The sequence below is a fragment of the Streptomyces sennicomposti genome, from assembly GCF_019890635.1.
GTDB classification, from domain to species: Bacteria; Actinomycetota; Actinomycetes; order Streptomycetales; family Streptomycetaceae; genus Streptomyces; species Streptomyces sennicomposti.
On the sequence record NZ_JAIOAB010000021.1, the window covers coordinates 24378 to 48211 of the forward strand.

The 23834-nt window shown below is 71.8% G+C and carries 18 protein-coding genes; 7 read left to right on the forward strand and 11 right to left on the reverse strand.

Going from position 1 to position 23834, the window contains the following annotated elements:
- The 4 genes from K7787_RS14590 to K7787_RS14605 all read left to right on the forward strand — a co-directional run bounded on the left by K7787_RS14590 (window position 1) and on the right by K7787_RS14605 (window position 4592).
- Entirely contained in the window at window positions 1-1245 is a 1245-nt protein-coding gene (locus tag K7787_RS14590; protein WP_223001633.1) for an anhydro-N-acetylmuramic acid kinase, read from the forward strand.
- Window positions 1230-2120, forward strand: coding sequence for an endonuclease/exonuclease/phosphatase family protein (locus K7787_RS14595; RefSeq protein ID WP_247720886.1), 891 nt, complete (start codon window positions 1230-1232; stop codon window positions 2118-2120). Before K7787_RS14590 ends, K7787_RS14595 begins: the two co-directional genes overlap by 16 nt.
- A gap of 115 nt (window positions 2121-2235) precedes the next feature.
- Window positions 2236-3747 (forward strand): pyridoxal phosphate-dependent decarboxylase family protein, encoded by a 1512-nt coding sequence (locus tag K7787_RS14600; protein ID WP_223001635.1) that lies wholly within the window; start codon window positions 2236-2238, stop codon window positions 3745-3747.
- A 65-nt stretch (window positions 3748-3812) separates the two neighbouring features.
- Window positions 3813-4592 (forward strand): SDR family NAD(P)-dependent oxidoreductase, encoded by a 780-nt coding sequence (locus K7787_RS14605; protein ID WP_223001636.1) that lies wholly within the window; start codon window positions 3813-3815, stop codon window positions 4590-4592.
- Window positions 4593-4727: 135 nt separating this feature from the next.
- Here K7787_RS14605 and K7787_RS14610 read toward each other — a convergent pair whose 3' ends face one another.
- The 6 genes from K7787_RS14610 to K7787_RS14635 form a co-directional block, all read right to left on the reverse strand.
- Window positions 4728-7139: an ATP-binding cassette domain-containing protein gene (locus K7787_RS14610; RefSeq protein WP_223001637.1), complete on the reverse strand. Its 2412-nt coding sequence runs from the start codon at window positions 7137-7139 to the stop codon at window positions 4728-4730.
- Between the two features lie 98 nt (window positions 7140-7237).
- Window positions 7238-7849 (reverse strand): hypothetical protein, encoded by a 612-nt coding sequence (locus K7787_RS14615; protein WP_223001638.1) that lies wholly within the window; start codon window positions 7847-7849, stop codon window positions 7238-7240.
- Window positions 7850-8366: 517 nt separating this feature from the next.
- Entirely contained in the window at window positions 8367-9197 is an 831-nt protein-coding gene (gene nadE, locus K7787_RS14620; protein WP_308036356.1) for an NAD(+) synthase, read from the reverse strand.
- 170 nt (window positions 9198-9367) lie between these two features.
- Window positions 9368-10813 carry a WGR domain-containing protein gene (locus K7787_RS14625; RefSeq protein ID WP_169436950.1) on the reverse strand — a complete coding sequence of 482 codons (1446 nt, stop codon included), beginning with the start codon at window positions 10811-10813 and terminating at the stop codon, window positions 9368-9370.
- 193 nt (window positions 10814-11006) lie between these two features.
- The gene (locus K7787_RS14630) at window positions 11007-12644 is read right to left on the reverse strand and encodes an FG-GAP-like repeat-containing protein (RefSeq protein WP_247720887.1); all 1638 of its coding nucleotides are present in this window, start codon (window positions 12642-12644) and stop codon (window positions 11007-11009) included.
- Window positions 12645-12881: 237 nt separating this feature from the next.
- Window positions 12882-13799, reverse strand: a complete 918-nt coding sequence (locus K7787_RS14635) for a LysR family transcriptional regulator (protein ID WP_009192462.1) — start codon at window positions 13797-13799, stop codon at window positions 12882-12884.
- 199 nt (window positions 13800-13998) lie between these two features.
- Here K7787_RS14635 and K7787_RS14640 point away from each other — a divergent pair, with 199 nt between their 5' ends.
- Both K7787_RS14640 and K7787_RS14645 read left to right on the forward strand, forming a co-directional pair.
- Window positions 13999-14916: an SDR family oxidoreductase gene (locus tag K7787_RS14640; protein WP_223001640.1), complete on the forward strand. Its 918-nt coding sequence runs from the start codon at window positions 13999-14001 to the stop codon at window positions 14914-14916.
- Window positions 14917-15089: 173 nt separating this feature from the next.
- Window positions 15090-15674 (forward strand): hypothetical protein, encoded by a 585-nt coding sequence (locus K7787_RS14645; protein WP_372456644.1) that lies wholly within the window; start codon window positions 15090-15092, stop codon window positions 15672-15674.
- Between the two features lie 109 nt (window positions 15675-15783).
- On the opposite strand, the gene K7787_RS14650 is transcribed toward K7787_RS14645, so the two are convergent.
- The 3 genes from K7787_RS14650 to K7787_RS14660 form a co-directional block, all read right to left on the reverse strand.
- Entirely contained in the window at window positions 15784-17250 is a 1467-nt protein-coding gene (locus tag K7787_RS14650; RefSeq protein WP_223001642.1) for an MFS transporter, read from the reverse strand.
- Between the two features lie 143 nt (window positions 17251-17393).
- Complete coding sequence (locus K7787_RS14655; RefSeq protein WP_223001643.1) at window positions 17394-17993, reverse strand: TetR/AcrR family transcriptional regulator; 600 nt, start codon at window positions 17991-17993, stop codon at window positions 17394-17396.
- Between the two features lie 346 nt (window positions 17994-18339).
- Complete coding sequence (locus K7787_RS14660) at window positions 18340-19170, reverse strand: hypothetical protein (protein ID WP_247720888.1); 831 nt, start codon at window positions 19168-19170, stop codon at window positions 18340-18342.
- A gap of 1283 nt (window positions 19171-20453) precedes the next feature.
- Between K7787_RS14660 and argG the strand changes: the two genes are divergently transcribed.
- Window positions 20454-21899: an argininosuccinate synthase gene (gene argG / locus K7787_RS14665; protein ID WP_223001644.1), complete on the forward strand. Its 1446-nt coding sequence runs from the start codon at window positions 20454-20456 to the stop codon at window positions 21897-21899.
- 212 nt (window positions 21900-22111) lie between these two features.
- Here the strand turns inward: argG and K7787_RS14670 are convergent, their stop codons facing one another.
- Both K7787_RS14670 and K7787_RS14675 read right to left on the reverse strand, forming a co-directional pair.
- Entirely contained in the window at window positions 22112-23137 is a 1026-nt protein-coding gene (locus K7787_RS14670) for a zinc-binding alcohol dehydrogenase family protein (RefSeq protein ID WP_223001645.1), read from the reverse strand.
- A 40-nt stretch (window positions 23138-23177) separates the two neighbouring features.
- Window positions 23178-23693, reverse strand: coding sequence for a MarR family winged helix-turn-helix transcriptional regulator (locus tag K7787_RS14675; protein WP_308036357.1), 516 nt, complete (start codon window positions 23691-23693; stop codon window positions 23178-23180).
- Window positions 23694-23834: the final 141 nt, after the last annotated feature.

A 23834-nucleotide genomic window follows, 5' to 3' on the forward strand; every position in this document is an offset into this window, starting at 1 on the left:
ATGCGCGTGATCGGCCTCATGTCCGGCACCTCCTACGACGCGATCGAAGCGGCAGCCGCCGAACTCCGCCTCGACGGCGATGAGTTGGTGATGTCCCTGCTCGGCGCCCGCAGCCTGCCCTGGCCGGAGGAGCTGCGCCACGGCATCGAGGCCGTCCTGCCGCCCGCCGCGACGACCGTCGAGGCCGTGTGCCGGCTGGACACGCTCATCGGGCAGGCCTTCGCCGACGCCGCCGTGGACGCCGTGGAGGCGCTGTGTTCCGGCGCCGCCGATCTGGTGGTCTCGCACGGGCAGACGGTCCACCACTGGGTGGAGGACGGCACGGTCCGCGGCACCCTCCAACTCGGGCGGCCCGCCTGGATCGCCGAGGCCACCGGCCTGCCCGTGGTGTCCGACCTGCGCAGCCGCGATGTCGCGGCGGGCGGCCAGGGCGCTCCGCTGGTCAGCGCGGTCGACACGTTGCTGCTGCGCGGCCGGCCGGGTGTGGCCGCCGCCCTCAACCTGGGCGGCATCGCCAACGTGACCGTCGTCCCCCGCGCTGCCGCCCCCGTCGCCTTCGACACCGGCCCCGCCAACGCGCTCCTCGACGCCGCCGTACGGCACTTCAGCGGGGGCACGCGCCACTACGACGAGGACGGGCGCGGCGCGGCGGCGGGCCGGGTGGACGACGGGCTGCTGGCCCTGCTGCTGGAGGAGCCGTACTACCGGCGGCCCGCGCCGAAGACCACCGGCAAGGAGCTGTTCCACCTGCCGTACCTGCTGGCGGCGCTCGCCGCCCGGCCCGTCCCCGAACTCGCCGACGTGCTCGCCACGTTGACCCGGCTCACCGCGGTGACCGTCGCGGACGCCTGCCGCGCCCACGGCGTCACCGAACTCGTCGTCTCCGGCGGCGGGACGCGCAATCCGGCGCTGATGCGCGCGATCGACGCCGAACTGCCGGGCGTACGGGTCCTCACCAGCGACGCCGTGGGTCTGCCGGCCGACGCCAAGGAGGCGCTCGCCTTCGCCGTGCTGGGTTTCCTGACCGTGCACGGGCTGCCCGCCACCGTGCCCTCGTGCACCGGGGCCCGGCACACCTCCCTGCTCGGCAGCATCACCCCCGGCCGCACCCCCCTCGATCTGCCCCCTCCGGCCGCCGTCGCACCGACGCGGCTGCGCATCGTCCCCGCACCCGTCTCATCTCGGCGACTCGGCTCGTCCCAGTGCAGCCCCTCAACCACCAGCCCCGCATGGAGGATCGTGTGACCCGCACAAGCCGTACGTCCGCCTGCCGCATCCTGGCCGCCGCCGTGTGCGCCGCCGCCGTCACGCTCGGCGCGGCCTCCCCCGGCGTGACGGCCGTCCGTCCGTCGTCCACCGGAGGGCGCTCGGTGCCGCTGCGGGTGGCGACGTACAACATCCACGCCGGGGCGGGCGAGGACAACGTCTTCGATCTCGACCGCACCGCACGGGCGATCCGCGACCTGGACGCCGACGTGATCGGCCTCCAGGAGGTCGATGTGCACTGGGGCGACCGCAGCGGCTTCACCGACGAGGCACGCGAGCTGGCCCGGCGACTGCGCATGCGGGTCTTCTTCGCACCCATCTACGACCTGCCGCCCGCCGCCGGACACACCCAGCGGCAGCGGTTCGGGGTCGCGGTGCTCAGCCGCCTGCCCGTCGTCAGCGCGGAGAACCACGAGATCACCCGGCTGTCCACCCAGTCCCCCGATCCGGTGCCGGAGCCCGCGCCGGGCTTCGCCGAGGTCACGGTCCGGGCCCACGGCACGCTGGTCCACGTCTACTCCACCCACCTCGACTACCGCCCCGATCCGTCGGTCCGGCGCACGCAGGTGGACGACATGCTGGGCATCCTCGCCGAGGACCGCGGACCGAAGGTCCTCGTCGGCGACTTCAACGCCGAACCGGACGCCCCCGAACTGATCCGCCTCTGGGGGCCGTTGGCCGACGCGGCGCCGGACGCCAGCGACACGTATCCCGCGCTCGACCCGGTCAAGCGCATCGACGTGATCGCCACCTCCCCCGACGCCGTCGTCACCCGCGCCCGCACGGTCGACACGGCGGCCTCCGACCACCGGCCGGTCGTCGCCGATCTCCTGCTCCGCCGGCACACCCCCTGAGACGCCTCTCGCCCCGATCGCAGCTGGTCCCGGCCGGGCACGGTCCGCCTCCCCCGGCCGGGACCGCCGCCCTCGCACGCCGAAGCACCCTTGCCACACCGCCCGTCACTGATCCATGCTCGGCGGCGTGTGGACGCCCCAGGAACCCGACGCCGCCCCCTCGCCGTCCCCCGACGCGCTGCCGCCGGGCCGCCCGGCCGACGAACTGCTGGCCGAGCTGCGCGACCTGCGCGCCGGTGACGCCCCGACCCGGGGCGGCCGTACCTTCGCCTACGTCTACGACGCGGGGCTGCCCGGCCTGGACGATCTGGCCGCCGCCGCGTACGGCGCCTACGCGACCGTCAACGGCCTGGACCCCACGGTGTTCCCGAGCGTGGCCCGGCTGGAGAACGACCTGGTGGGCGCGGTCGCCGCGGTCCTGGGGACGCCCGGCGCGCAGGGCGCCTTCACCAGCGGCGGCACCGAGTCGGTGCTGCTCGCGGTGAAGGCCGCCCGCGACCACGCCCGCGCCGAACGAGGCATCACCGAGCCACAGTTGGTGCTGCCCTCGACCGCGCACGCGGCCTTCCACAAGGCGGCCCACTACCTCGGTCTGGAGGCCGTGACGGTACCGGTCGACCCGGTGAGCTTCCGGGCCCCGGCCGCGGCCGTGGAGGCGGCGCTGACCGAACGGACCGCGCTGGTCGTGGCATCGGCGCCGTCCTATGCGCACGGCGTGATGGACCCGGTGACCGACATCGCGGCGGCTGCCGCCGCGCGCGGGATCCTGTGCCATGTGGACGCCTGCATCGGGGGCTGGTTCCTGCCGTTCCTGCGCCGCACGGGCCGCGAGGTGGAGCCGTTCGACCTCTCCGTGCCGGGGGTGACCTCGCTCTCGGTGGACCTGCACAAGTACGGCTACGCCGACAAGGGGGCCTCCGTTGTCCTGTACCGGGACGCGGAGCTACGGCGTCACCAGTACTTCGCGCACGCGGGCTGGCCCGGCTACCCGGTGGTCAACCCGACCGTTCAGGGCACCAAGTCCGCCGGGCTGCTGGCCCAGGCGTGGGCGGTGCTGCGGCACATCGGCGAGGACGGCTACACCGCGCTGGCCCGGCGGATCGCGGACGCCGCCGACCGGCTCCTCCCCGCGCTGCGCGCCCTGCCCGGCGTGCGCGTCCTCGGCGAACCGGCGGGATCGCTGGTGGCGTTCACCGTGACCGGCGCCGACGACGCCCCGGATCTCGCGCGGGTGCTGCATCTGGCGGACGAGATGCGCGAGCGCGGCTGGTACCTCCAACCGCAGCTCTCCTTCGGCCCGTTGCCGCCCAACCTGCACCTCACCCTGACTCCGGCCACCGGCGACCGGGTGGAGGCCCTGCTGGCGGACCTCGCCAACGCCGTGAAGACGGTCCGGGCGAGCGAACCCGCCTGCCCCGGCCCGGCGTTGGCCGAGTTCGCCGCCGGGCTCGATCCCGATCGTCTCGGCCCGGAGGAGGTCGCCGCGGTGCTCGCCTTCGCCGGCCTCGACGGCTCCGGCCCGCTGCCCACCCGGATGGCGCCGGTGCTGATGCTGCTCGACGCGCTGCCGGTCCGGCTGAAGGAGCGCCTGCTGACGGAGTTCATCGGCTCGCTGTTCCACATCTGAGCCGGAACCGCCGGCGGAAGCGCCCTGACGGCCGCCGCCCCGGACATGCCGCCTAGGCTGCGCACATGAACGCGCACACCTACCTCTCCGAACTCTTCTCGCTGGACGGCCGCACCGCCGTGGTGACCGGCGGCAGTTCCGGCATCGGCCGGGCCATCGCCGGGGCGCTGGCCCGCGCCGGGGCGAGTGTGGTCGTCGTGGCCCGCGGTGAGGAGCAACTCGTCGATTCGGTTGACGAGTTGAAGGCCGACGGCTGCCGGGCGGGGTGGGTCAGCGGCGATCTGAGCACCCGCGACGGGGTGCGGACGGCGGCCGAGGCGGCGGCCGGGGTGTTCGGCGAGCCGGACATCCTCGTCAACTCGGCCGGCATCAACCTGCGCCCGCCGCTGAGCGAGCTGGACGACGACGTCTGGGACACCACCATGGCGGTGAACCTGGAGGCGCCCTTCCTGCTGGGGCAGCGGTTCGGCCCGGGCATGGCCGAGCGCGGCTTCGGCCGGATCATCCACGTCACCTCCCAGCAGGCGCACCGGGCGTTCGTGCAGAGCGGCGCGTACGGCGTCTCCAAGGGCGCGCTGGAGTCGCTGGCCCGCTCCCAGGCCGAGGCGTGGTCGCCGTACGGCGTCACCTGCAACACCCTGGTGCCGGGCTTCGTGATGACGCCGCTCAACGCACGTCTGTCCTCCGACCCCGAGAAGGTGGCGGCGCTGGCCGCACGCACGATGGTCGGCCGCAACGGCCTGGCCGAGGACTTCGCGGGCGCGGCGGTCTGGCTCGCCGGCCGCGCCTCCGCCTACGTCACCGGCCAGTCGATCTTCGTGGACGGCGGGTTCTCCGTGCACTAGATCCGGTCCGGCCGGGCCGTCCTGCGCCCCGCTCGGCGACGGGGCTGCCTGTCCGGCCGCCGAGCGGGGCGGACGCCGACCGGGGCGGACGCCGACCGGTGTCAGGCGCCGAGCGGTTTCAGGCGCCGAGCGGTTTCAGGCGCCGACGTAGGCTGCCAGGTGTTCGCCGGTGAGGGTGGAGCGGGCCGTGACGAGGTCGGCCGGGGTGCCCTCGAAGACGACACGGCCGCCGTCGTGGCCGGCGCCGGGGCCGAGGTCGATGATCCAGTCGGCGTGCGCCATGACCGCCTGGTGGTGCTCGATGACGACGACCGACTTGCCCGAGTCCACCAACCGGTCGAGCAGGCCGAGGAGTTGCTCGACATCGGCGAGGTGGAGACCCGCGGTCGGCTCGTCCAGGACGTAGACGCCGCCCTTCTCCGCCATGTGCGTGGCCAGCTTCAGCCGCTGCCGCTCGCCGCCGGAGAGCGTGGTGAGCGGCTGGCCGAGGGCGAGGTAGCCGAGTCCGACGTCCGCGAGCCGCCCGAGGATGCGGTGCGCGGCGGGCGTACGCGCCTCACCCGCGCCGAAGAACTCCTCGGCCTCCTTCACCGGCATCGCGAGCACCTCGCTGATGTCGCGCCCGCCGAGCCGGTACTCCAGCACCGACGCCTCGAACCGCTTCCCCTCGCACTCCTCGCAGGTGACCGCCACACCGGCCATCATCGCCAGATCGGTGTAGACGACGCCGGCGCCGTTGCAGGTGGGGCAGGCGCCCTCGGAGTTCGCGCTGAACAGGGCCGGCTTGACGCCGTTGGCCTTGGCGAACGCCTTGCGGATCGGCTCCAGCAGCCCGGTGTACGTCGCCGGGTTGCTGCGCCGGGAGCCGCGGATCGGGCTCTGGTCGACCGTCACCACCTCCACCCCGGCGGCCCCGCCGCCCAGCGACCCGTGCACGAGGGAACTCTTGCCGGAGCCGGCCACGCCGGTGACCACGCACAGCACCCCGAGCGGGATGTCCACGTCCACCCCACGCAGGTTGTGGGTGTTCGCGCAGCGGATCTCCAGCGCGCCGGTGGGCTTGCGCACCGTCTCCTTGAGCGCGGCCCGGTCGTCGAAGTGCCGGCCGGTGACGGTGCCGGCGGCCCGCAGCCCCGCGACGTCGCCCTCGAAGCACACCGTGCCGCCCGCCGTGCCCGCCCCGGGACCGAGATCGACCACGTGGTCGGCGATCGCGACGACCTCCGGCTTGTGCTCCACGACGAGCACCGTGTTGCCCTTGTCGCGCAGCCGCAGCAGCAGGTCGTTCATCCGCTGGATGTCGTGCGGGTGCAGGCCGGTGGTGGGCTCGTCGAAGACATAGGTGGTGTCGGTGAGCGAGGAGCCGAGGTGGCGGATCATCTTGACGCGCTGCGCCTCGCCGCCCGACAGGGTGCCCGCGGGCCGGTCGAGCGAGAGATAACCGAGCCCGATCTCCACGAACGAGTCCAGGGTCTGCCGCAGCGTGGCGAGCAGCGGCGCCACGGACGGCTCGTCCAGACCGGCGACCCAGGCGGCCAGGTCGCTGATCTGCAGGGCGCAGGCGTCGGCGATGCTGAGTCCGTCGATCCGCGAGGACCGGGCGGCCTCGCTGAGCCGGGTGCCGCCGCACTCGGGGCAGTCGGTGAAGGTGACGGCACGGTCCACGAACTCGCGGATGTGCGGCTGCATCGCCTCCCGGTCCTTGGCGAGCATCGACTTCTGGATGCGCGGGACGAGTCCTTCGTACGTCATGTTGATGCCCGCGATCTTCATCCTGGTCGGCTCGCGGTGCAGGAAGTCGTGCAGCTCGGTCGCGGTGAAGTCGCGGATCGGCTTGTCGGCGGGGAAGAAGCCGGACTCGCTGTAGAGCCGGTGGTTCCAACCGCCCGCCTTGTAGCCGGGGACGGTGAGCGCGCCCTCGGCGAGCGACTTGGCGGCGTCGTAGAGCTGGGCCGGATCGAGGTCGGTGATCTGGCCCCGGCCTTCGCAGCGCGGGCACATGCCGCCCGTGATGCTGAACTCGCGCCGCTCCTTGACCTTCTTGCCGCCCCGCTCGACGGTGACCGCGCCGGCCCCGCTGATGGAGGGCACGTTGAAGGAGAACGCCTTGGGCGAGCCGATGTGCGGCTTGCCGAGCCGGCTGAACAGGATGCGCAGCATCGCGTTGGCGTCGGTGGCGGTGCCGACGGTGGAGCGGGGGTCGGCGCCCATGCGCTGCTGGTCCACGATGATCGCGGTGGTGAGCCCTTCGAGGACGTCGACCTCGGGGCGGGTCAGCGTGGGCATGAAGCCCTGGACGAAGGCGCTGTAGGTCTCGTTGATCAGCCGCTGCGACTCCGCGGCGATCGTGCCGAACACCAGGGAGCTCTTGCCCGAGCCGGAGACCCCGGTGAACACCGTCAGCCGGCGCTTGGGGATCTCGATGCTGACGTCCTTGAGGTTGTTCACCCGGGCCCCGTGCACACGGATCACGTCGTGGCTGTCGGCGATGTGTCGTGCGGACGGCTGCCCGGGCGTGCGCGTGTCCGTCCTCGGGGCCGTGTTCATCGTCTCTCCATCCGTCGTGGCGGGGGCGGCCCCGACGGAGGGAGCCCTGGCGTCGCGGGCTTGTCGTCGCGGGCTCGTCATCGGTGCCGGACTCGACCTTACTGACCCGCGCCGGATCGTACGTCGGCCGAGCGGCCGCGGTGCCTTCGGTCCGCGGCGGTGACGGTGTCGGCGCTGGCGGTGATCTCGTCCAGTTCCCGCAGGGCGGAGTCCTCCGGCGCGCCGCCGGTGGTGAGGCCGAGCAGGAAGCCGGTGTGCGCGCTGTCGACCGCGACGACGGTCAGCTCCAGGTACGCGGTGTCGCCGTCGCTGGTCGCGACGCGCAGGACGGCGGTGTGGGCGGGCCGGCCGCCGACCGTCGCGGGCCGGGACTCCTGGAGGCTGGCGGGCTGGTCCGGGAAGAAGAACTCGGCGTTGGACCGGGCGGCGGTCTCCGTGGCCGTCTTCAGACCGGCGGGGGCCACCGGCCGCCCGGCCGGACCGGTCATGAAGGCGCTGCTCGGGCCGTCCGCTTCCGCTTTCTTGGTCATCTGGGAGGAGAAGGCGTCGACCAGGTCCTCGTCCTTGGCCGTGTCGTGCCGCCAGCCCTCCGGTACGGCGTAGGAGAGACCGGCCTTGGCGTCGGTCACCCGGGGCCGGCCCGCCAGCGGACCGTCCTCGCCGCGGTTCACCCACCACACGGCGCCCCCGATGAGGGCCAGGACCAGCACGGCGACGAGACCGGCGAGCAGCGCGCGCGAGGACCGGCGCGCGGGCGGAGCGGAAGGCCCGACAGGCCCGGACGGCGGCCCGAAAGCAGGCTGGACCCCCGGCACAGGCGGCGGCCCGAAACCAGGCTGAGCAGGCGGAAAGCCCGGCTGCCGGGGCTGCCCGAAGCCCGACTGGGGGTGCCCGGAACCAGGCTGGGGCTGCCCAGAACCAGGCTGGACCGGCGCCGGTCCCGAGGGCGCGCCGAAGCCGGAGTGGGCCTGCTGGTGACCGCCCTGTGCCGGAGGGGCCCCGGGCTGGGGCGCGGGATGGCCGGGCTCGGGCGGAGGACCGGCGGGCGGAGTGGTCGTCATGCCGGCAACCCTTCCAGTCCGCCCGCTCCCCCGACTGAGTCGTCGTACTCAATCGCACCCCCGGGCGTCCCCCTACGTACTCACCCGGCCCGCCCGGAACGGAACCCGACCCACCCGAAAACGGAGTCGGAGAGGACACCCGAAACGGCGGAGGCGAGCCGCGCTCTCAGGGCGCGATCGGCAGCTGCCGCTTGTGCTCCGTGAGCCGGTACCGCCGCACGATCGCCTCGAAGGCGGCCTCGGCGACCGGCTTCCCCTCCAGGAAGTCGTCGATGTCGTCGTAGGTGACACCGAGCGCGTCCTCGTCGGGCTTGCCCGGGTCCAGCGTCTCCAGGTCGGCGGTCGGCGTCTTGCCCACCAGCTCGGCCGGGGCGCCCAGGGCCTGTGCCACGGCCCGCACCCGCCGCTTGGTCAGACCGGTGAGCGGCACCACGTCGGCCGCGCCGTCGCCGTGCTTGGTGAAGAACCCGGAGACCGCCTCCGCCGCGTGGTCGGTGCCGACGACCAGGCCGTCGTGCGCGCCCGCCACCGCGTACTGGACGATCATGCGCTGGCGGGCCTTGATGTTGCCGTGCAGGAAGTCCTGGTGGTTCGGGTCCCGGAAGACCGCGCCGCCGGCCAGCACCGCGTCCAGGGCGGCGTCGCTCGCCGGCCGCACATCGACGGTGAGGACCCGGTCGGCCCGGATGAAGTCCAGCGCGCGCTGCGCGTCCTTCTCGTCGGCCTGGACGCCGTACGGCAGCCGCATCGCGAAGAACGTCGCCTCCCGCCCGGTGGCCCGCACCCGCTCGACGGCGAGCTGGCACAGCCGTCCCGCGGTCGTGGAGTCCACGCCCCCGCTGATGCCGAGCACCAGCGACCGCAGCCCCGTGGAGGTCAGCCGGTCGGCGAGGAAGGCCACCCGGCGCTCGATCTCCTGCTCGGCGTCGAAGGACGCGCTCACCTGGAGGTCGCGGGCGATCTCCTGCTGCAGGGACATGGACGCCACGTCGGTCACGGTTGCTCCTCGGTCGGGTGCGGGTACGGAAAGTCCGAGCGGGCCGCCGGGCCGGAGCCGGACGGCCGCCCGCGCCCGCGGGTACCCGCCCGCGGCCGCGGTAGCTCGACGAGCATGATGTCACCCCCGCCACCGGCGACGGCGACCGCCGTCCGCGCCGCCCGGGCCGGTCACAGCAGGCGGCGGATGTCCCCGCGGACCCGGTAGAAGCCGCCGGCCGCCGGGTGCAGCGCGTCGACCACGTAGCGGGCGCCCGGCTCGCGTATCGCACGGGGGAACTGGACGTTCCAGGAGGAGTCGTACCCCTCGGACACCACGTGGACGCGCAGGCGGCCGCTGTACTGCACGCACTCGACCACGATCGCCCCCGCGGGAACCTGCGCCACGGTGGCCACCGCGGCGGCGGTCGTGGCCGGCGCGTAGGCGGGCAGGGTCGCGGCGAGCTTGACGTCCCGGGCCACCGGCACCGTGCCCTGCTGGGCGGCGGCGACCGCGGCCTCGCTCGCGTCCACGCACACCAGCGAGCCGTCGGTGGTCACCAGGTACAGCCGCTCGTCGTGGTACTGCATCGACAGGGCGGAGCCGCCGCCGGTGGCCAGCTTCCACAGCCGGGTGCCGTCCTGGTCGAAGCAGTACACGGACGAGGCCGCGTCACCGGCGAAGACGAACCGTCCGCCGGGCGAGGTGGCGCACGAGTAGACCGCGCTGTCGCAGGCGTAGGTGGCCTCGATCGCGCCGGTCGTCTTGGACAGCCGCTGCACCACGCGATGGGCCGTGCCCGCGTACAGGGTGTCGTCCTCCTGCCAGCCGAACAGGACGCCGCCCCGGGTCGGGCTGTGCCACAGCTCGCCGCCGCCGTCGGGCGCGTAGGCGGTCACGCCCCGCTGGTGACCGTGGTAGACGGCCCGGTCGTCGGCGCGGACCATCCAGGCGTGCTCGCCCTGGCTGCGGCGGGCCCACTGGTGCTCGTCCTCGTGGTCGATGACGGTGATCCGTCCGTCGCGGTCCGAGACGTTCAGCACGCCCTCGTGGATGTCCAGCCAGAAGATGTCGACGTCGGCCGCGATGTCGTAGGCCGCGAACGGCAGCTTGGAGGACAGGTCGTAGACCTTGCCGTCGTCGCAGCCGGCGTAGATCCAGAAGTCGTCGGCGACCAGGCACTTCACTCCGTCGGGGAGGCTGAAGCGGGCGAGGACGCCGCCGTCGTGGGCCAGGGTGTAGACGTCGCCCGCCTGGTTGCCGACCCAGCAGTGCTCGTCGTCCACGTGGATCCCGAACGCCGCGGAGCCGGTGGCGAACCGCCACAGCACGGGCGCCACGGCACGCGCCGTGGAGGGCGCGGAGGACACCTGACGGCGGGTCACGGCGCGCGGGGCGCGCTGTCCGGGGACGGCCGGGGCGTACCCCTTGCGGACCTTCTCCCCCACCTTCTTCGCGGCGGCGGCCCGCGCCTTCTCCGCCGAGGGGAACGTCGTGGTCTGAGTCTGCCCGGCGGCGCCGATTCGGCCGTAACGGACCGTCACGACCTGCCCGTCGACGGCGACTTCGTAGAACTTGTGCGCGCCGCCGCCGTCCTGCGACAGCTCCAGATACGTCGTCGAGTTCCCCGCAGACATGGCAGACCCCTCCCCAGGCCGTGGCTCCCCCGGCCGTTCCGGCGAATCCCACTGCTCACACCGTAGAGGCGACCACTGACAATCGCGGGAGACGAGTGGGGGCCTCGCCCCGGCGCCGAAGCGCCGGGGCGAGGCCCCCTTCCTCAACGCCGTTCCTGTGAACGGCCGCGAGGCGCCGTGACCGGTACTACTGTCAGTACAGGTCCCGGTAGGTGTTCCAGCCCGTACCGAGCTTCACCCGGGCCTTGAACTTGCCCGTGCCGGTCGACGAGTAGACGAACAGCTCGCCCTTGGAGTTGGCCGCGACGAGGTCGGCGCGGTTGTCTCCGTCGATGTCGCCGGGCGAGGCCAGCTTGTTGTACTGCTGCCAGCCGTCACCGATCTTCACCTTCGAGGCGAACGGCGCGGACGAGTTGCCCGTACCGCGGTACAGGTAGAGCGTGCCCGAGGGCGTACGCGCGACGATGTCGGTACGGCCGTCGCCGGTGAGGTCGCCCCCGCCGACGATCTTGTCGTACGCGTTCCAGCCGGCGCCGACCTTCACCGCGGAGACACCGGTGCCGGCGCCATTGCCGCGCTCCAGGTACAGGACGCCGGAGCTGTCCCGGGCCAGGAGGTCGCCCTTGCCGTCGTCGTTCAGGTCGCCCGGACCGAGGAACAGGTTGACCTTGCCCCAGCCACTGGCCATGGAGTCGTTGTTGTACAGGACTCCGTCGTACACCTCCAGCAGATCGGCGTACCCGTCCGGGTCGAGCGAGGAGGCGTAGGCGATCTTCGCGCCCAGCCAGCCGCCCGTGTCGCTGATCTGCTCGCGGGCCGACAGCTTGCCGTTGTTCTGCACTCCGTACCAGAACAGCGTGCCCTTGGTGTCCATGCCGATCAGCGACGTCTTGCCGAACCGCGGGTTGGCCCCGCTGCCCACCAGGAGGTCGATGCCGTTGAACCCGCTGCCGACCCTCTGCCGCGGCAGGAACTTGCCCTTGCCGTCGGACAGGTAGAAGTACATGTCGCCCGAAGTGGTCCGGGCGACCAGGTCGTTCTGGCCGTCGCTGTTCCAGTCGTACGCGGCGGCGATCTGGTTGTACGTGTTCCAGCCGCCGCCGATCAGCACCTTGCCCGCGAGCGGGGCGGTGGTGCTGCCCTTGCCCGCGTAGTAGTACAGGTCGCCGTTGGCGTTGCGGGCCACGACGTCGCCGAGCCCGTCCTTGTTCATGTCGCCGACGCCGACCAGCTGGTCGTAGGCCCCCCAGCCGCCGCCGACCTTGACCCGGCCGCGGAACGGGGCGCTCTCGCTGCCCGTGCCCGCGTACAGGTACAGGTCACCGGCGTACGTGCGCGCCAGCAGGTCCGGCTTGCCGTCGCCGGTGACGTCGCCCGGGGCGAAGACCTTGTTGTAGATCTGCCAGCCGCCGCCGCTCCAGACGGCGTACCCCGTGCCGGTCGTACCCGCGCTGTGGTACAAGGACAGGGTGCCCGTCGTGGACAGGGTGAGGACGTCAGGACCACCGGTACCGTCGAGGTCTCCGGGGGTGATGATGTCCTTCTGCCGGACCGACGGGTCGTCGGCGCCGATGGTGTACGTCGAGAACGCGCCGCCCTCGGTGCTCAGCCAGACGCCGGTCGTGCCGTCCATGAGCCGGACGAGGGTCTCGTCGATGCCGTCGCCGTCCAGGTCGAACTGCGGGTTGGCACCTGCCTTGATGGCCGGGCGCGCCCGAAGCCCCTGCTGCGGTGCCGGACGCTCGAGCTTGGGCACCGAGGACTTCGGAGTCGGCACGCTCACGTCCCCGGACGGCCGGTCGGCCGCGAGGGCGGGCGTGCTCAGGAACATGCCTGCCGCCACCGCGAGGGCGGTGCAGCCAAGCAGTCGGGAACGACGTGCTTTGCCGTACAGGCTTGATATGGACAAAAGCCCCCCACTGAATGTGTAGAAGTTCTGGCCGACTTCTGAAGATCCGTCAAAGCCAGTGATCGCGGATTGTATGGCATGTCTATGACTGCCAGAGAACGCGGGGCCCGGAAATCGGCCCGGCGGTCAGCGGGGAACGGCGGTCGGAGGGCTTCCGCGCTACGCGGGGCCCGGAGCCGTGAGGTGTGTGCGTGCCAGCTTGCGGAAGTCCGCGACGAGCGGGCTGTGGCCCTCGGCGCGGGTGGCCAGGACGACATGGCTCGGCTCGACGCCGTCGAGCGGCACGGTGGTGAGATCGGGGCGGAAGCCGTGGCCGTGGACGCCCGCCGTGATGGCCACCGCCTCCCCCGCAGCGATCACCTCGAACTTGTCCTCGACCGCGTCGACCAGGGGACCGTCCGGCGCCGGGCGGCCGTCGGGTCGCGGGTCGATGCGCCAGTAGGCGCTCCAGGCCGGGTCGGAACGCCGGATGCGGGGCAGGGGCTCGTCGGCGATGTCGTCCAGGGTGACGGACTCCTTGCCGGCCAGCCGGTGGTCGAGCGGCACGACCAGGACCCTGGGTTCGTCGTACAGGACGGTCACGTTCAGCCGGTCGGCGGCCAGCGGCAGCCGGGTCACCACCGCGTCCACCCGGTGGTCGAGGAGGGCCGTCCGCGCGTCGTCATAGCGCAGGTGCAGGGTCTGCACCTCGGCGTCCGGGTGGCGGCTGCGCAGCCGGCGCACCGCCGGGGTGACGATGAGGCCCGCCGTGTAGCCGATGGTGATCCGGTCGGGGCGCGCGGCGGCCCGGGTGAGGGTCGCGGCCTGCGCGGCGGCGCGCAGCAGCGCCTTCGCCCGGGGCAGGAACACCTCCCCCGCCTCGGTGAGACGGGCGCCCTGCGGGGTTCGGTCCAGCAGCCGGGCGCCCAGCAGCTGTTCCAGGCGGCGGATCTGCCGGCTCAGCGACGGCTGGGTGATGTGCAGGGCCTCGGCGGCACGTCCGAAGTGCCGGTGCTCGGCGACCGCGGTGAAGTACCGCACCAGCCGCAGATCGAGATCCGGGCCGGAAGCGGGGGCGACGGAGGCCTGGCCGGGCATACCGGCAGCGTACCGCGACGCGGCCGGTATGCACCGGGTGTTCCTGCCGCGCAATCCCGGCTGATCTGCGGTGATGCCCGAGGCGTATTGCGGGATGCAGAACAAGCTTTGGACGCGGTGCCGGATCGGTCCGGACGATGGAGACAGCCCAGGGCCACCTCGTCACCTCCGTTTCCCCACTTCTTCCAAGGACCGCACCATGCGTGTATTCGTCACCGGCGCGACGGGCCACATCGGCTCCGCCGTCGTCTCCGAACTCCTCGAGGCCGGGCACCAGGTCGTCGGCCTGGCCCGCTCGGACCGGTCCGCCGCCGCGCTGACGGCGGCCGGCGCCGAGGCGTACCGGGGCTCCCTCGACGACCCGGACGGGCTGCGCGAGGCCGCCGCGGCGGCCGACGGCGTCATCCATCTGGCCTTCAAGCACGACTTCTCGGACTACCAGGGGGCGGTGGCCTCCGATCTGCGTGCCGTCGAGGCGATGGGCGCCGGGTTGGCGGGCTCCGGGAAGCCCTTCGTGGTCACCTCCGGCACGCTGATGCTCGCGTTCGCGCTGCCGCCGGGACAGCTCGGCACGGAGGCGGACGTGGCCGCGCCGCCGGTTCCCCGCGTCGAGGCGGAGAACGCCGCGATCGCGCTGGCGGAGAGCGGAGTGCGCTCGTCCGTCGTACGGCTGCCGCCGTCCGTGCACAGCTCGCTCGACCGGCACGGCTTCGTCCCGCGCCTCGTCGCGACCGCCCGGGAGAAGGGGGTGTCCGCCTACGTCGGGGACGGCGCGAACCGCTGGCCCGCCGTGCATACGCTGGACGCGGCCCGGCTGTTCCGGCTGGCGCTGGAGAAGGCGCCGGCCGGGACGCGGCTGCACGGCGTCGCCGACGAGGGGGTGCCCTTCCGGGACATCGCCGAGGCCATCGGCCGCCATGTGGGCGTACCGGTGGCGAGCGTGGCCCGCGAGGAGGCCGACGCCCACTTCGGCTTCCTCGGCGTGATGGCCGCGCTGGACAACCCGACCTCCGCCGACCGGACCCGGGAACTCCTCCAGTGGCGGCCGGAGCGGGCGGATCTGCTCGCGGACATCGAGGCCGGCCACTACTTCGACACGGCCGACCGCGCGTCCTGAGGATCAGACCGGCGTCCGACGAGGGTGAGTCCCTGGTCTGACGCCCCGCTCCCTTTCTTACGCCCGCGGGCTGACCCTCGCCGATCCCGTGGTCGGATGTGGCCGAAGACGGCGCGTGGGAGCCTCCAGAAGTCCCAACTCCCCTACTTCTGGAGGCTCTTATGCCCATGCCCATGCGTACAGCGCCGCCCGATGCCCCCGCGCGTCCGACGACCGCCTCGCCCGTCCCCCCGTGGGCGCGGCGCGCGGCGGCCGCGGCCTTATGGACGTCGCTGCCGTCGGCACTGTGGCGGTTCGCGGTGGTGGCCGGCCTCCCGCTCGGTCTCGCCCGGTCCGAGTACGACGCGATGCTGATCCCCGGCTGGGGCTATATCGTCGTGCCGGCGCTGTCCGTGCTGCAAGAAGCCCTGGCCTTCCTCACCCTGGGGCTGGTGCGGCCGTGGGGCGAGGTGTGGCCGCGGTGGATTCCGCGTCTGGGCGGCCGGCCCGTACCGGTGCCGGCCGCCGTCGTGCCCGCCGCACTGGGCGCGCTCTGCTGCACGGTCTACGGCGTGCTGTTCGTCTGGACCACGCTGCACGCCGACATGGAGATCACCCGGTGGGGAGCGTGGGTGATGAACGCCTGCTACGTGCCGCTGGTGGCGTGGGGGCCGCTGCTGGCCGTCGTCACCGTGCACTACTACCGGCGCCGCGGGTACGGCGCTCCCGGCCCCGCCACGACGCCCGCCGCTGAGTTTGGCGCGGCCGGGCCGAAGTAGCGCGGCCGGACCGACCCGGAGCGGACCGACCCGAAGCGGACCGACACGGAGTGAGCCGACACGGAGTGAACCGCCGTGGAGCGAGGTGGGAGCGCCTGCGCGCGGCCGGTCAGGTCAGCGTGGGTTCCGCTGCGACACGGTCGGTGTTCTCCCCGGGGCCCGACGGCGGCTCGGGCACCACCGGGTCCGGGCCGGAGCCGCGCCGCCCCGGAATCATCAGAGCGGCGACCGCGGCGAGGGCCACCACCGCGGCGCCGACCACGAGGGCGGGCCGCAGACCGTCGACGAAGCTCTGTGCGCTCTCGTAGCCGCCCTGCGCGGCGAAGATCGAGGCCATCACCGCGATGCCGAGCGCGCCGCCCACCTCGCGCAGGGCGTTGTTGGCGCCGGAGGCGATGCCCTGCTGCTCCGGGCGGACGCTGGACATCACCAGGTTGGCGGCCGGGGCGAAGTACAGGGCCATGCCCACACCGCTGATGATCAGGCCGGGCAGCTGGACGCCGTAGGAGACGTCTGTGGTGACCACGTAGGCCAGGTAGCCGAGGCCCGCCGCCTGGAGGAAGAGACCCGCGGCGACGACCGGACGGCCGCCGACACGGTCGGAGAGGATGCCGGCGATCGGCGCGACGAGCATCGGCATTCCGGTCCAGGGCAGCATCCGCAGACCGGCATCGGTGGGCGAGTAGCCCAGCACGCCCTGCATGTACTGGCTCAGCAGGAAGATCGAGCCGAACATGCCCAGGAACATCAGCAGGCTCGCCGCGTTGATTCCGGAGAAGGCGCGGGAGCGGAACAGCCGCATCGGCAGCATGGGGTTCTTGGCCCGGGCGCCGTGCAGGACGAAGCCCATCAGGAGTGCGGTGCCCGCGAACAGCCCGGTCAGCACCAGGGAACTGGTCCATCCGTCGGAAGGCCCGCGCACCAGGCCGTAGACGATGCCGAAGAGGCCGCCGCTGGCGAGGAGGGTGCCGGGGATGTCGAGGGGCGCACCGGTGCCGTAGGACTCGGCCAGGCGCAGCCGGGCGAGCGGCATGACGGCGAGGCCGAGCGGGACGTTCAGCCAGAAGATCCAGTGCCAGGAGACGTGTTCGGTGAGGCTGCCGCCGATCAGCGGGCCGGAGGCGACGGCGAGGCCGTTCACGGCGCCCCAGATCCCGTACGCCGTACCGCGCTTGGCGGGCGGCACCGCGGCGGTGAGCAGGGTCAGGGTGAGCGGCATCATCACAGCCGCACCGACCCCTTGGACCGCGCGGGCGGCGATGAGGGAGTCGATGCCCGGCGACAGGGCAGCGGCGGCGGAGGCGCCGGTGAAGACGGCGAGCCCGGCGATGAAGAGCCGCCGACGGCCGAAGCGGTCGCCGAGGGCGGCGCCGAACATCAGCAGGACGGCGAAGGTGAGCGTGTAGGCGCTCACGGTCCATTCGAGGTCGTCCAGCGCTCCCCCGAGATCCTTGCGGATGGAGGGCAGGGCGGTGGTGACGACGAGATTGTCGAGGGCCGCCATGAATCCGGCGACACCGGTGATGATCAGGGCCCAGGCTATGGCCCCACGGCGTGGAGCGTTCTCCAGTGCCATCTCTCCCCCAGCGATGCAGTGATCGTCTGCGCGATCTCTGATTAGTTGTTGATGACTGACTTCCAGGCCCCGGAACGGCCCTGGCACGTCTGCCGTGGCAGACGTGCCACTCCCCCTGCTCTGATGCTCTGTTCTGCCGCGCCTCAGGTTTCGTCGGCTTGGCCGACCGGTTCCGCTTTCGGCAGCCGGCCCTTGACGCGGGCGAACGACGAGAGTCCCTCCCACACCCGGTGCCCGGGCGGGAAGCCCATCGCCAGCAACGCGTTGATGAGCATGCCGCACGCCAGGAAGGACGTCGTCTCGTCGACGTCCCCACCCAGTGGGAGGTGCACGGCCTCCCACATCCGCATCCAGCCGGCTCGGACGGCCTCGCCGAAGTCCCGGTCGCCCTCGGCCTCGGCGGCGGCCACCGCCACATACGTCTGCATCTGCAGCGTGAGCAGCTCCGGCCGCTCGACGATGACCTTGCTGTACGCGGCTGCCATGGACCGCAGGGCTTCCTCGCCCTCCAGTCCCTCCGAGGCCTCCTGGAAGATCCGGATCAGATCCTCCGTGCAGCGGTCGACCGCGGCGAGGAAGATCGCCTTCTTGCCCGGGAAGAGCCGGAAGAGATAGGGCTGCGAGACCCCGACCCGTCGGGCGATCGCCTCGGTGGAGGTGCCGTGGTAGCCGCCGCGGGCGAACTCACTCGTCGCCGCACAGATCACGCTCTCCCGCCGGGCCTGCGCGCTCATCCTGACCATGGAAGTAAGTTAGCAATCAATTACTAAGTGCTTCAACATTTCAGGGAACGGACCGCTGAACAGGGTCCGAAGGGTCTGAAGGGCCTCAAAATCAGAAGATGGTCGCTGAAAGAGTGGTCGGACCATCTGGGCAGGGGGGTGGACCGGCTATTACGCCGTAATAATCCGACGGGCGCGCGGCCGTACGGTGACGCCTCAAGAGAGGCCCCGGTGGGAGGCGGCGAGGGGCCGCGAGGACGGAGGGCTCCGCCGGGAGGGGGCAGCGGGCTCGGCGGAGGACGGCTCAAGGTCTCCCCCACACCGCCCGCTCACACCGCGGGTTATTACGGCGTAATAGATCTGAGGCTCAGGAGCGGGCCGAGGAAGCCTGCTCGGCCTGGAGGGCGGCTGCGGCCAGGTAGGCCGCATGCGCCTCCTGTGTCGTGGTGACGGGTGAGGCCGTGCGCTGTTCGAGCTTGCGCAGGGACCGTACGGCGGCGGCGAGATAGCGGTTGAGACTGAGCATCTGGGTGGGAGTGACGCAGTCGGGAAGTACCGCCGAGATCTCGTCCAGCCAGTACTCCGCATCCTCGTCCAGCACCAGGGCCTCACGCTGCTCGACAAGCCGGCGGGCGACGGGGAGCAACAACCGATGAGAACGTTCGGCAGCCTCCTGCCGCCGCCTCTCCGCTTCCGCCTCCAACGCCCGGCGACGCTCAGCTTCGAGAACCGCTTCAGGCGTCCGGCGGACCGGGCGGCCGTCCGGAGTGTCATCGGTCAGCGTGACGGCCTGCAAGCGCTTCGTCTTGTTGTACGCCGCGCTCGGCGCCGCCACGGCCAGGGCGGGCGCGAGCTGCGCCCAAGGGACTCCCGCACTCCGGGCGTCGGTCACTGCGCGAAGCTGATGCAGATCGGTCTGTTCCCTGAGGTACTCCCACAGGTGCACGCGCTTGAGCGCGGCGGACTGCTGGACCTCGGCCGCACAGTGCCGAAGTGCGGACGCGTGCTTCTCGGTGTAGAGGAGCGCGGCGTAGATCTCTTCGTCCCCCGGCATACGCTCGATGTCCGGGTCGCCGGCGGCCTCATGCAGCTGCCGCAACTCCGCGACCACTGCGCCCGCATCCAGGGAGCCGATTCGGATCGGCGGCTTGACCAGCGGTTTTGTGGGTCTGGCCGCTGCTTGTCTGCGCTTCGCCATACAGAGAAGTCTGCCCGAGAACGATGGATTCACATAATGTGAAACCTTGTTGGAGCTGAGAGAAGGTCAGGAGCCTTCGTAGCAGGGCTTTGTCGGCGCGTGAGTATTACGGCGTAATAGCTGTGGCGATTCGGACTGCCCGTCAGAGAGCGCACGCGGGGCGGCAGTCGCACCGCCCCGCATCGCTCGCACCCGTCAGGACCGTCGGACCTGACTGCGGGGCGGAGGGACCGAAGTGACTCGAATCCCGGTTCGGGCGGCGCGGGCAGAACGAGCACATAGACCGCCAGGCGGCGCGGCCGGTGACCGGTCCGGTGACGGTGCCGGGCACTGGGGCGGGGCGGGAGCGTTTTCAGTCCCTAGGGACTGACGTTTCTCCGGGAACGGGCTCAGGGACTGAAGGCATCAGGGACCAAACCTCTCAGGGATTGGCCTGTGTGGGCGGCAGGGACCCAGGCTTCCGGCGCGGCTGCGCGGCGCGGGCTGCGCATCGAGGGACCCTCAGAGACCAGGGACCAAAACGGAGGGCCTGACAGTGTCTGGGTCCACATTCGGTCCCTGTCACGTTTCCGCAGGTCAGAGGGCTTTTCGCTAGGGACTGAGGGACTGTAGGGACCCAACCCGCTAATTATGAGCTGAATCTTGTTTGTGTGTTCATATGCGCGCGCGCATACAAGCAAGTAGTTGAGCACGTCATAATTAGCGATTTTGGTCCCTCCGGTCCCTCTGGAGGGCTTCGCAAGCCTCTGACCTGCAGAAATACCAGGGACTAAGGCTCAGGGACCAAAAAGCTGCAGACCCTGTTTCCGACCCTGCGCTGGGTCCCTCGCGGTGTTGGTCCCTGGAGGGAGCCGTTCCCCGCCCAAGGGACCAGGGACCAAACGCCAGGGACCAGGGCTGCCAACCCAGGTTCAGGGACCGAGCGGCTGAGGCCCGAGGGGCCAGGGACTGAGAGGAAGCGCTCTAGGGGGAGAGTGCCGAGGACTGAGCAGGGACTCAAGCCGCCGTGCCCAGCGCGGCCCGGCTGATCCCTCCAGCGGTCCAAGCTATTACGCCGTAATAGGAAACGGCCGAGCCTCCCCGCCCCCGGCCGGTTCCCCTTGAACTCAGGCCGATCTTCGGTCCCTACAGTCCCCGGGCGGTGTGCTGCCGAGCCGGCCGCTACCCGGTCCCACCCCCGCAGCCGCGCCTCGGGCTATTACGCCGTAATAGCCCGAGGCGTCGAGACGCCCCGTCTGACCCCCCTCTTTGCATGACCATGCGAGATACTGCATAATCTTCCTATGTCCAAGGTCCTAACCTCCCTCCCCGCCGGCGAGCGCGTCGGCATCGCCTTCTCGGGCGGCCTCGACACCTCGGTCGCGGTCGCGTGGATGCGTGACAAGGGCGCCATCCCCTGCACCTACACCGCCGACATCGGCCAGTACGACGAGCCCGACATCGCCTCGGTGCCCGGCCGTGCCAAGACCTACGGTGCCGAGATCGCGCGCCTGGTCGACTGCCGGGCGGCGCTCGTCGAGGAAGGTCTGGCCGCGCTCACCTGCGGGGCGTTCCACATCCGCTCGGGCGGGCGGGCCTACTTCAACACCACCCCGCTCGGCCGCGCCGTCACCGGCACGCTCCTGGTCCGCGCGATGCTCGAGGACGACGTCCAGATTTGGGGCGACGGTTCGACCTTCAAGGGCAACGACATCGAGCGGTTCTACCGCTACGGGCTGCTGGCCAACCCGCAGCTGCGGATCTACAAGCCCTGGCTCGACGCGGACTTCGTGACCGAGCTGGGTGGCCGCAAGGAGATGTCGGAGTGGCTTCTCGCCCACGACCTCCCGTACCGCGACAGCACGGAGAAGGCGTACTCCACCGACGCCAACATCTGGGGCGCCACCCACGAGGCCAAGACCTTGGAGCACCTGGACAACGGTGTGGAGACGGTCGAGCCGATCATGGGCGTGCGGTTCTGGGACCCCGAGGTCGAGATCGCCACCGAGGACGTGACCCTCGGCTTCGAGCAGGGCCGTCCGGTGACGATCAACGGCAAGGAGTTCGCCTCGCCCGTCGACCTGGTCGTCGAGGCGAACGCCATCGGCGGTCGGCACGGCATGGGCATGTCCGACCAGATCGAGAACCGGATCATCGAGGCCAAGAGCCGGGGCATCTACGAGGCGCCCGGTATGGCCCTGCTGCACGCGGCCTACGAGCGTCTGGTCAACGCGATCCACAACGAGGACACGCTCGCCCAGTACCACAACGAGGGCCGTCGGCTCGGTCGGCTGATGTACGAGGGCCGCTGGCTCGACCCGCAGGCCCTGATGGTCCGGGAGTCGCTCCAGCGCTGGGTCGGCGCGGCCGTCACCGGCGAGGTGACGCTGCGGCTGCGGCGCGGTGAGGACTACTCGATCCTCGACACCACCGGCCCGGCCTTCAGCTACCACCCGGACAAGCTGTCCATGGAGCGCACCGAGGACTCCGCCTTCGGCCCGGTGGACCGGATCGGTCAGCTCACCATGCGCAACCTCGACATCGCCGACTCGCGCGCCAAGCTGGAGCAGTACGCCGCGATCGGTCTCATCGGGACCGCTAACCCCGCCATCGGTGCGGCCCAGGCCGCCGCGACCGGGCTGATCGGCACCATGCCGGAGGGCGGCGCTGAGGCCATCGCCTCCCGTGGCGAGGTCTCCGACGAGGACGAGATGCTGGACCGTGCCGCGATGGAGTTCGGCACCGACTGAGCAGTTTCCGGGCGGCAGTCGTCAGTGGGGGAGTGGGGCGGAGCAGGTCCCTGACGACTGCCCCACCGGGAAGGGCCCTGGTCGACACCTTCGGTGCGGTGTCGACCAGGGCCCCTTTCTTGTTCTCCGGCCTTCCTGTGCCCTCCCTGCCGTCCCTGACCCGCCTCCCCCCGTTGTCGTCGTCCGGTGGGGGAGTGGTCAGCGGCAGGTGCTCAGAAGCCGGTGAGGGTGATCTTGCCGATGGCCGAGCCGGACTCCAGGATGCGGTGTGCCTCGCGGAGGTTGGCCGCGTTGACCGGCCCGAGATCCCGGGTGGCGGTGGAGGTGAGGACGCCGGCGTCCACCAGCCGGGCGACCTGGGACAGGATGTGCCCCTGCCTGGAGCGGTCGGGGGTGCGGAACAGGGAGCGGGTGAACATGAACTCCCAGTGGAACGAAATGCTCTTGGGCTTCAGCACGCCGACCGGCAGGGAGTCGAAGTCGTCGATGGCGACGATCCGGCCGAAGGGCTGGAGTGCCTCCGCGTAGTCGGCCAGATTGCGGTCGGTGTGCGCCGTGCTGAACACATGGGTGAGCCGGTCCGCGGCCACCTCGGCGAGCTGGGGGACCAGTGGCTTGTGGTGGTCGACGACATGCTGCACGCCCATCCGGGTGGCGAACTCGACGGTCTCCGGACGGGAGGCGGTCCCGATGACGGTCAGGCTGGTCAGGGACCGGGCCAGCTGCGCCGTGATGGACCCGACGCCGCCGGCCGCCGCGGTGATCAGCAGTGCGCCGTCCTGGTTCAGACCCCCGTCCTCCAGACCCAGCCGCTCGAACAGCCCCTCCCAGGCGGTGAGCGAGGTCAGGGGGAGCGCGGCGGCCTCGGTGAAGGACAGCTTGGTCGGCTTCAGGGCGACGAGACGTTCGTCGACGACGTGGTACTCGGAGTTCGCTCCCGCCCGGTCCACGGCACCGGCGTAGTACACCTCGTCACCGGCCTTGAACCCCTCCACCTGCTCGCCGACCGTGACGACCGTGCCCGCCGCGTCCCAGCCGAGTACCTTCGGCTCCCCACCGGGATCGGTGCTCTGCCGGATCTTGTAGTCCACGGGGTTCACGGCGACCGCGGCCACCTCCACCAGCAGATCGTGCGGGCCCGGCTCCGGGAGGGGCAGTTCCAGGTCGATCAGACTGTCCTCGTCGCCGATCGGCAGGCTCTTGCGGTAGCCGACGGCTTGCATGGTGCTGTTGCTCATGGGGGACGGGTGCCCATTCCCGGCCGGCGTTCATGCGGTGTCAGAGGTTTTCGCCCAGCCGTTCCAGCAGGGGCGCGGCCGCCGCCAGGGTCTGCAGTTCGGCGGGGGTGAACCGCTCGGTGAGCACCGTGGCCAGCTGGCGGCCGCGTGCCTCGCGCTTGCGCCGCAGTACCCCCTCGCCGGCCTCGGTGAGCGACACGATGATCCGCCTGCCGTCGTGCGGGTCGGGCCGGCGCTCGACGAAGCCGCGCGTCTCCAGCCCGTTCACGACGGTGCCCATGGCCTGTGCGGTGACCTGCTCGGCCCGTGCCAGCTCGGCCGCCGAGGCCGGTCCCGCGCCGGCCAGCCGCGACAGGGCCGAGCGCTCGGGCAGCGACAGCTCGCCGGGGGCCCTGCTGTGCCGGAGCCGCCGCGCGACGAGACCGATGGCGTCGTACAGCGCGCCTCCGAGGTCGTACGGGTCCGCCGTTTCCGGGGGACTGTGACGTTCGGATCGCGTGGACTCGGGCCCATCGCTGTCGTCGGGGCGGTCCGGAGGGGCGGGCTGCTGGGTCACGTCTCCAGGCTAGGCGGGCCGGAACACACGGTGAAGTCGTCCCGCGCCCCGGGCATGGCTGCCGGGGGAGGGGAGGGCCAAGGCCGGGAAGCGGGGCGGGGGAGTGGAGTGGGGGGCGGAGCTGGCAGGGCGGGGGAGGGG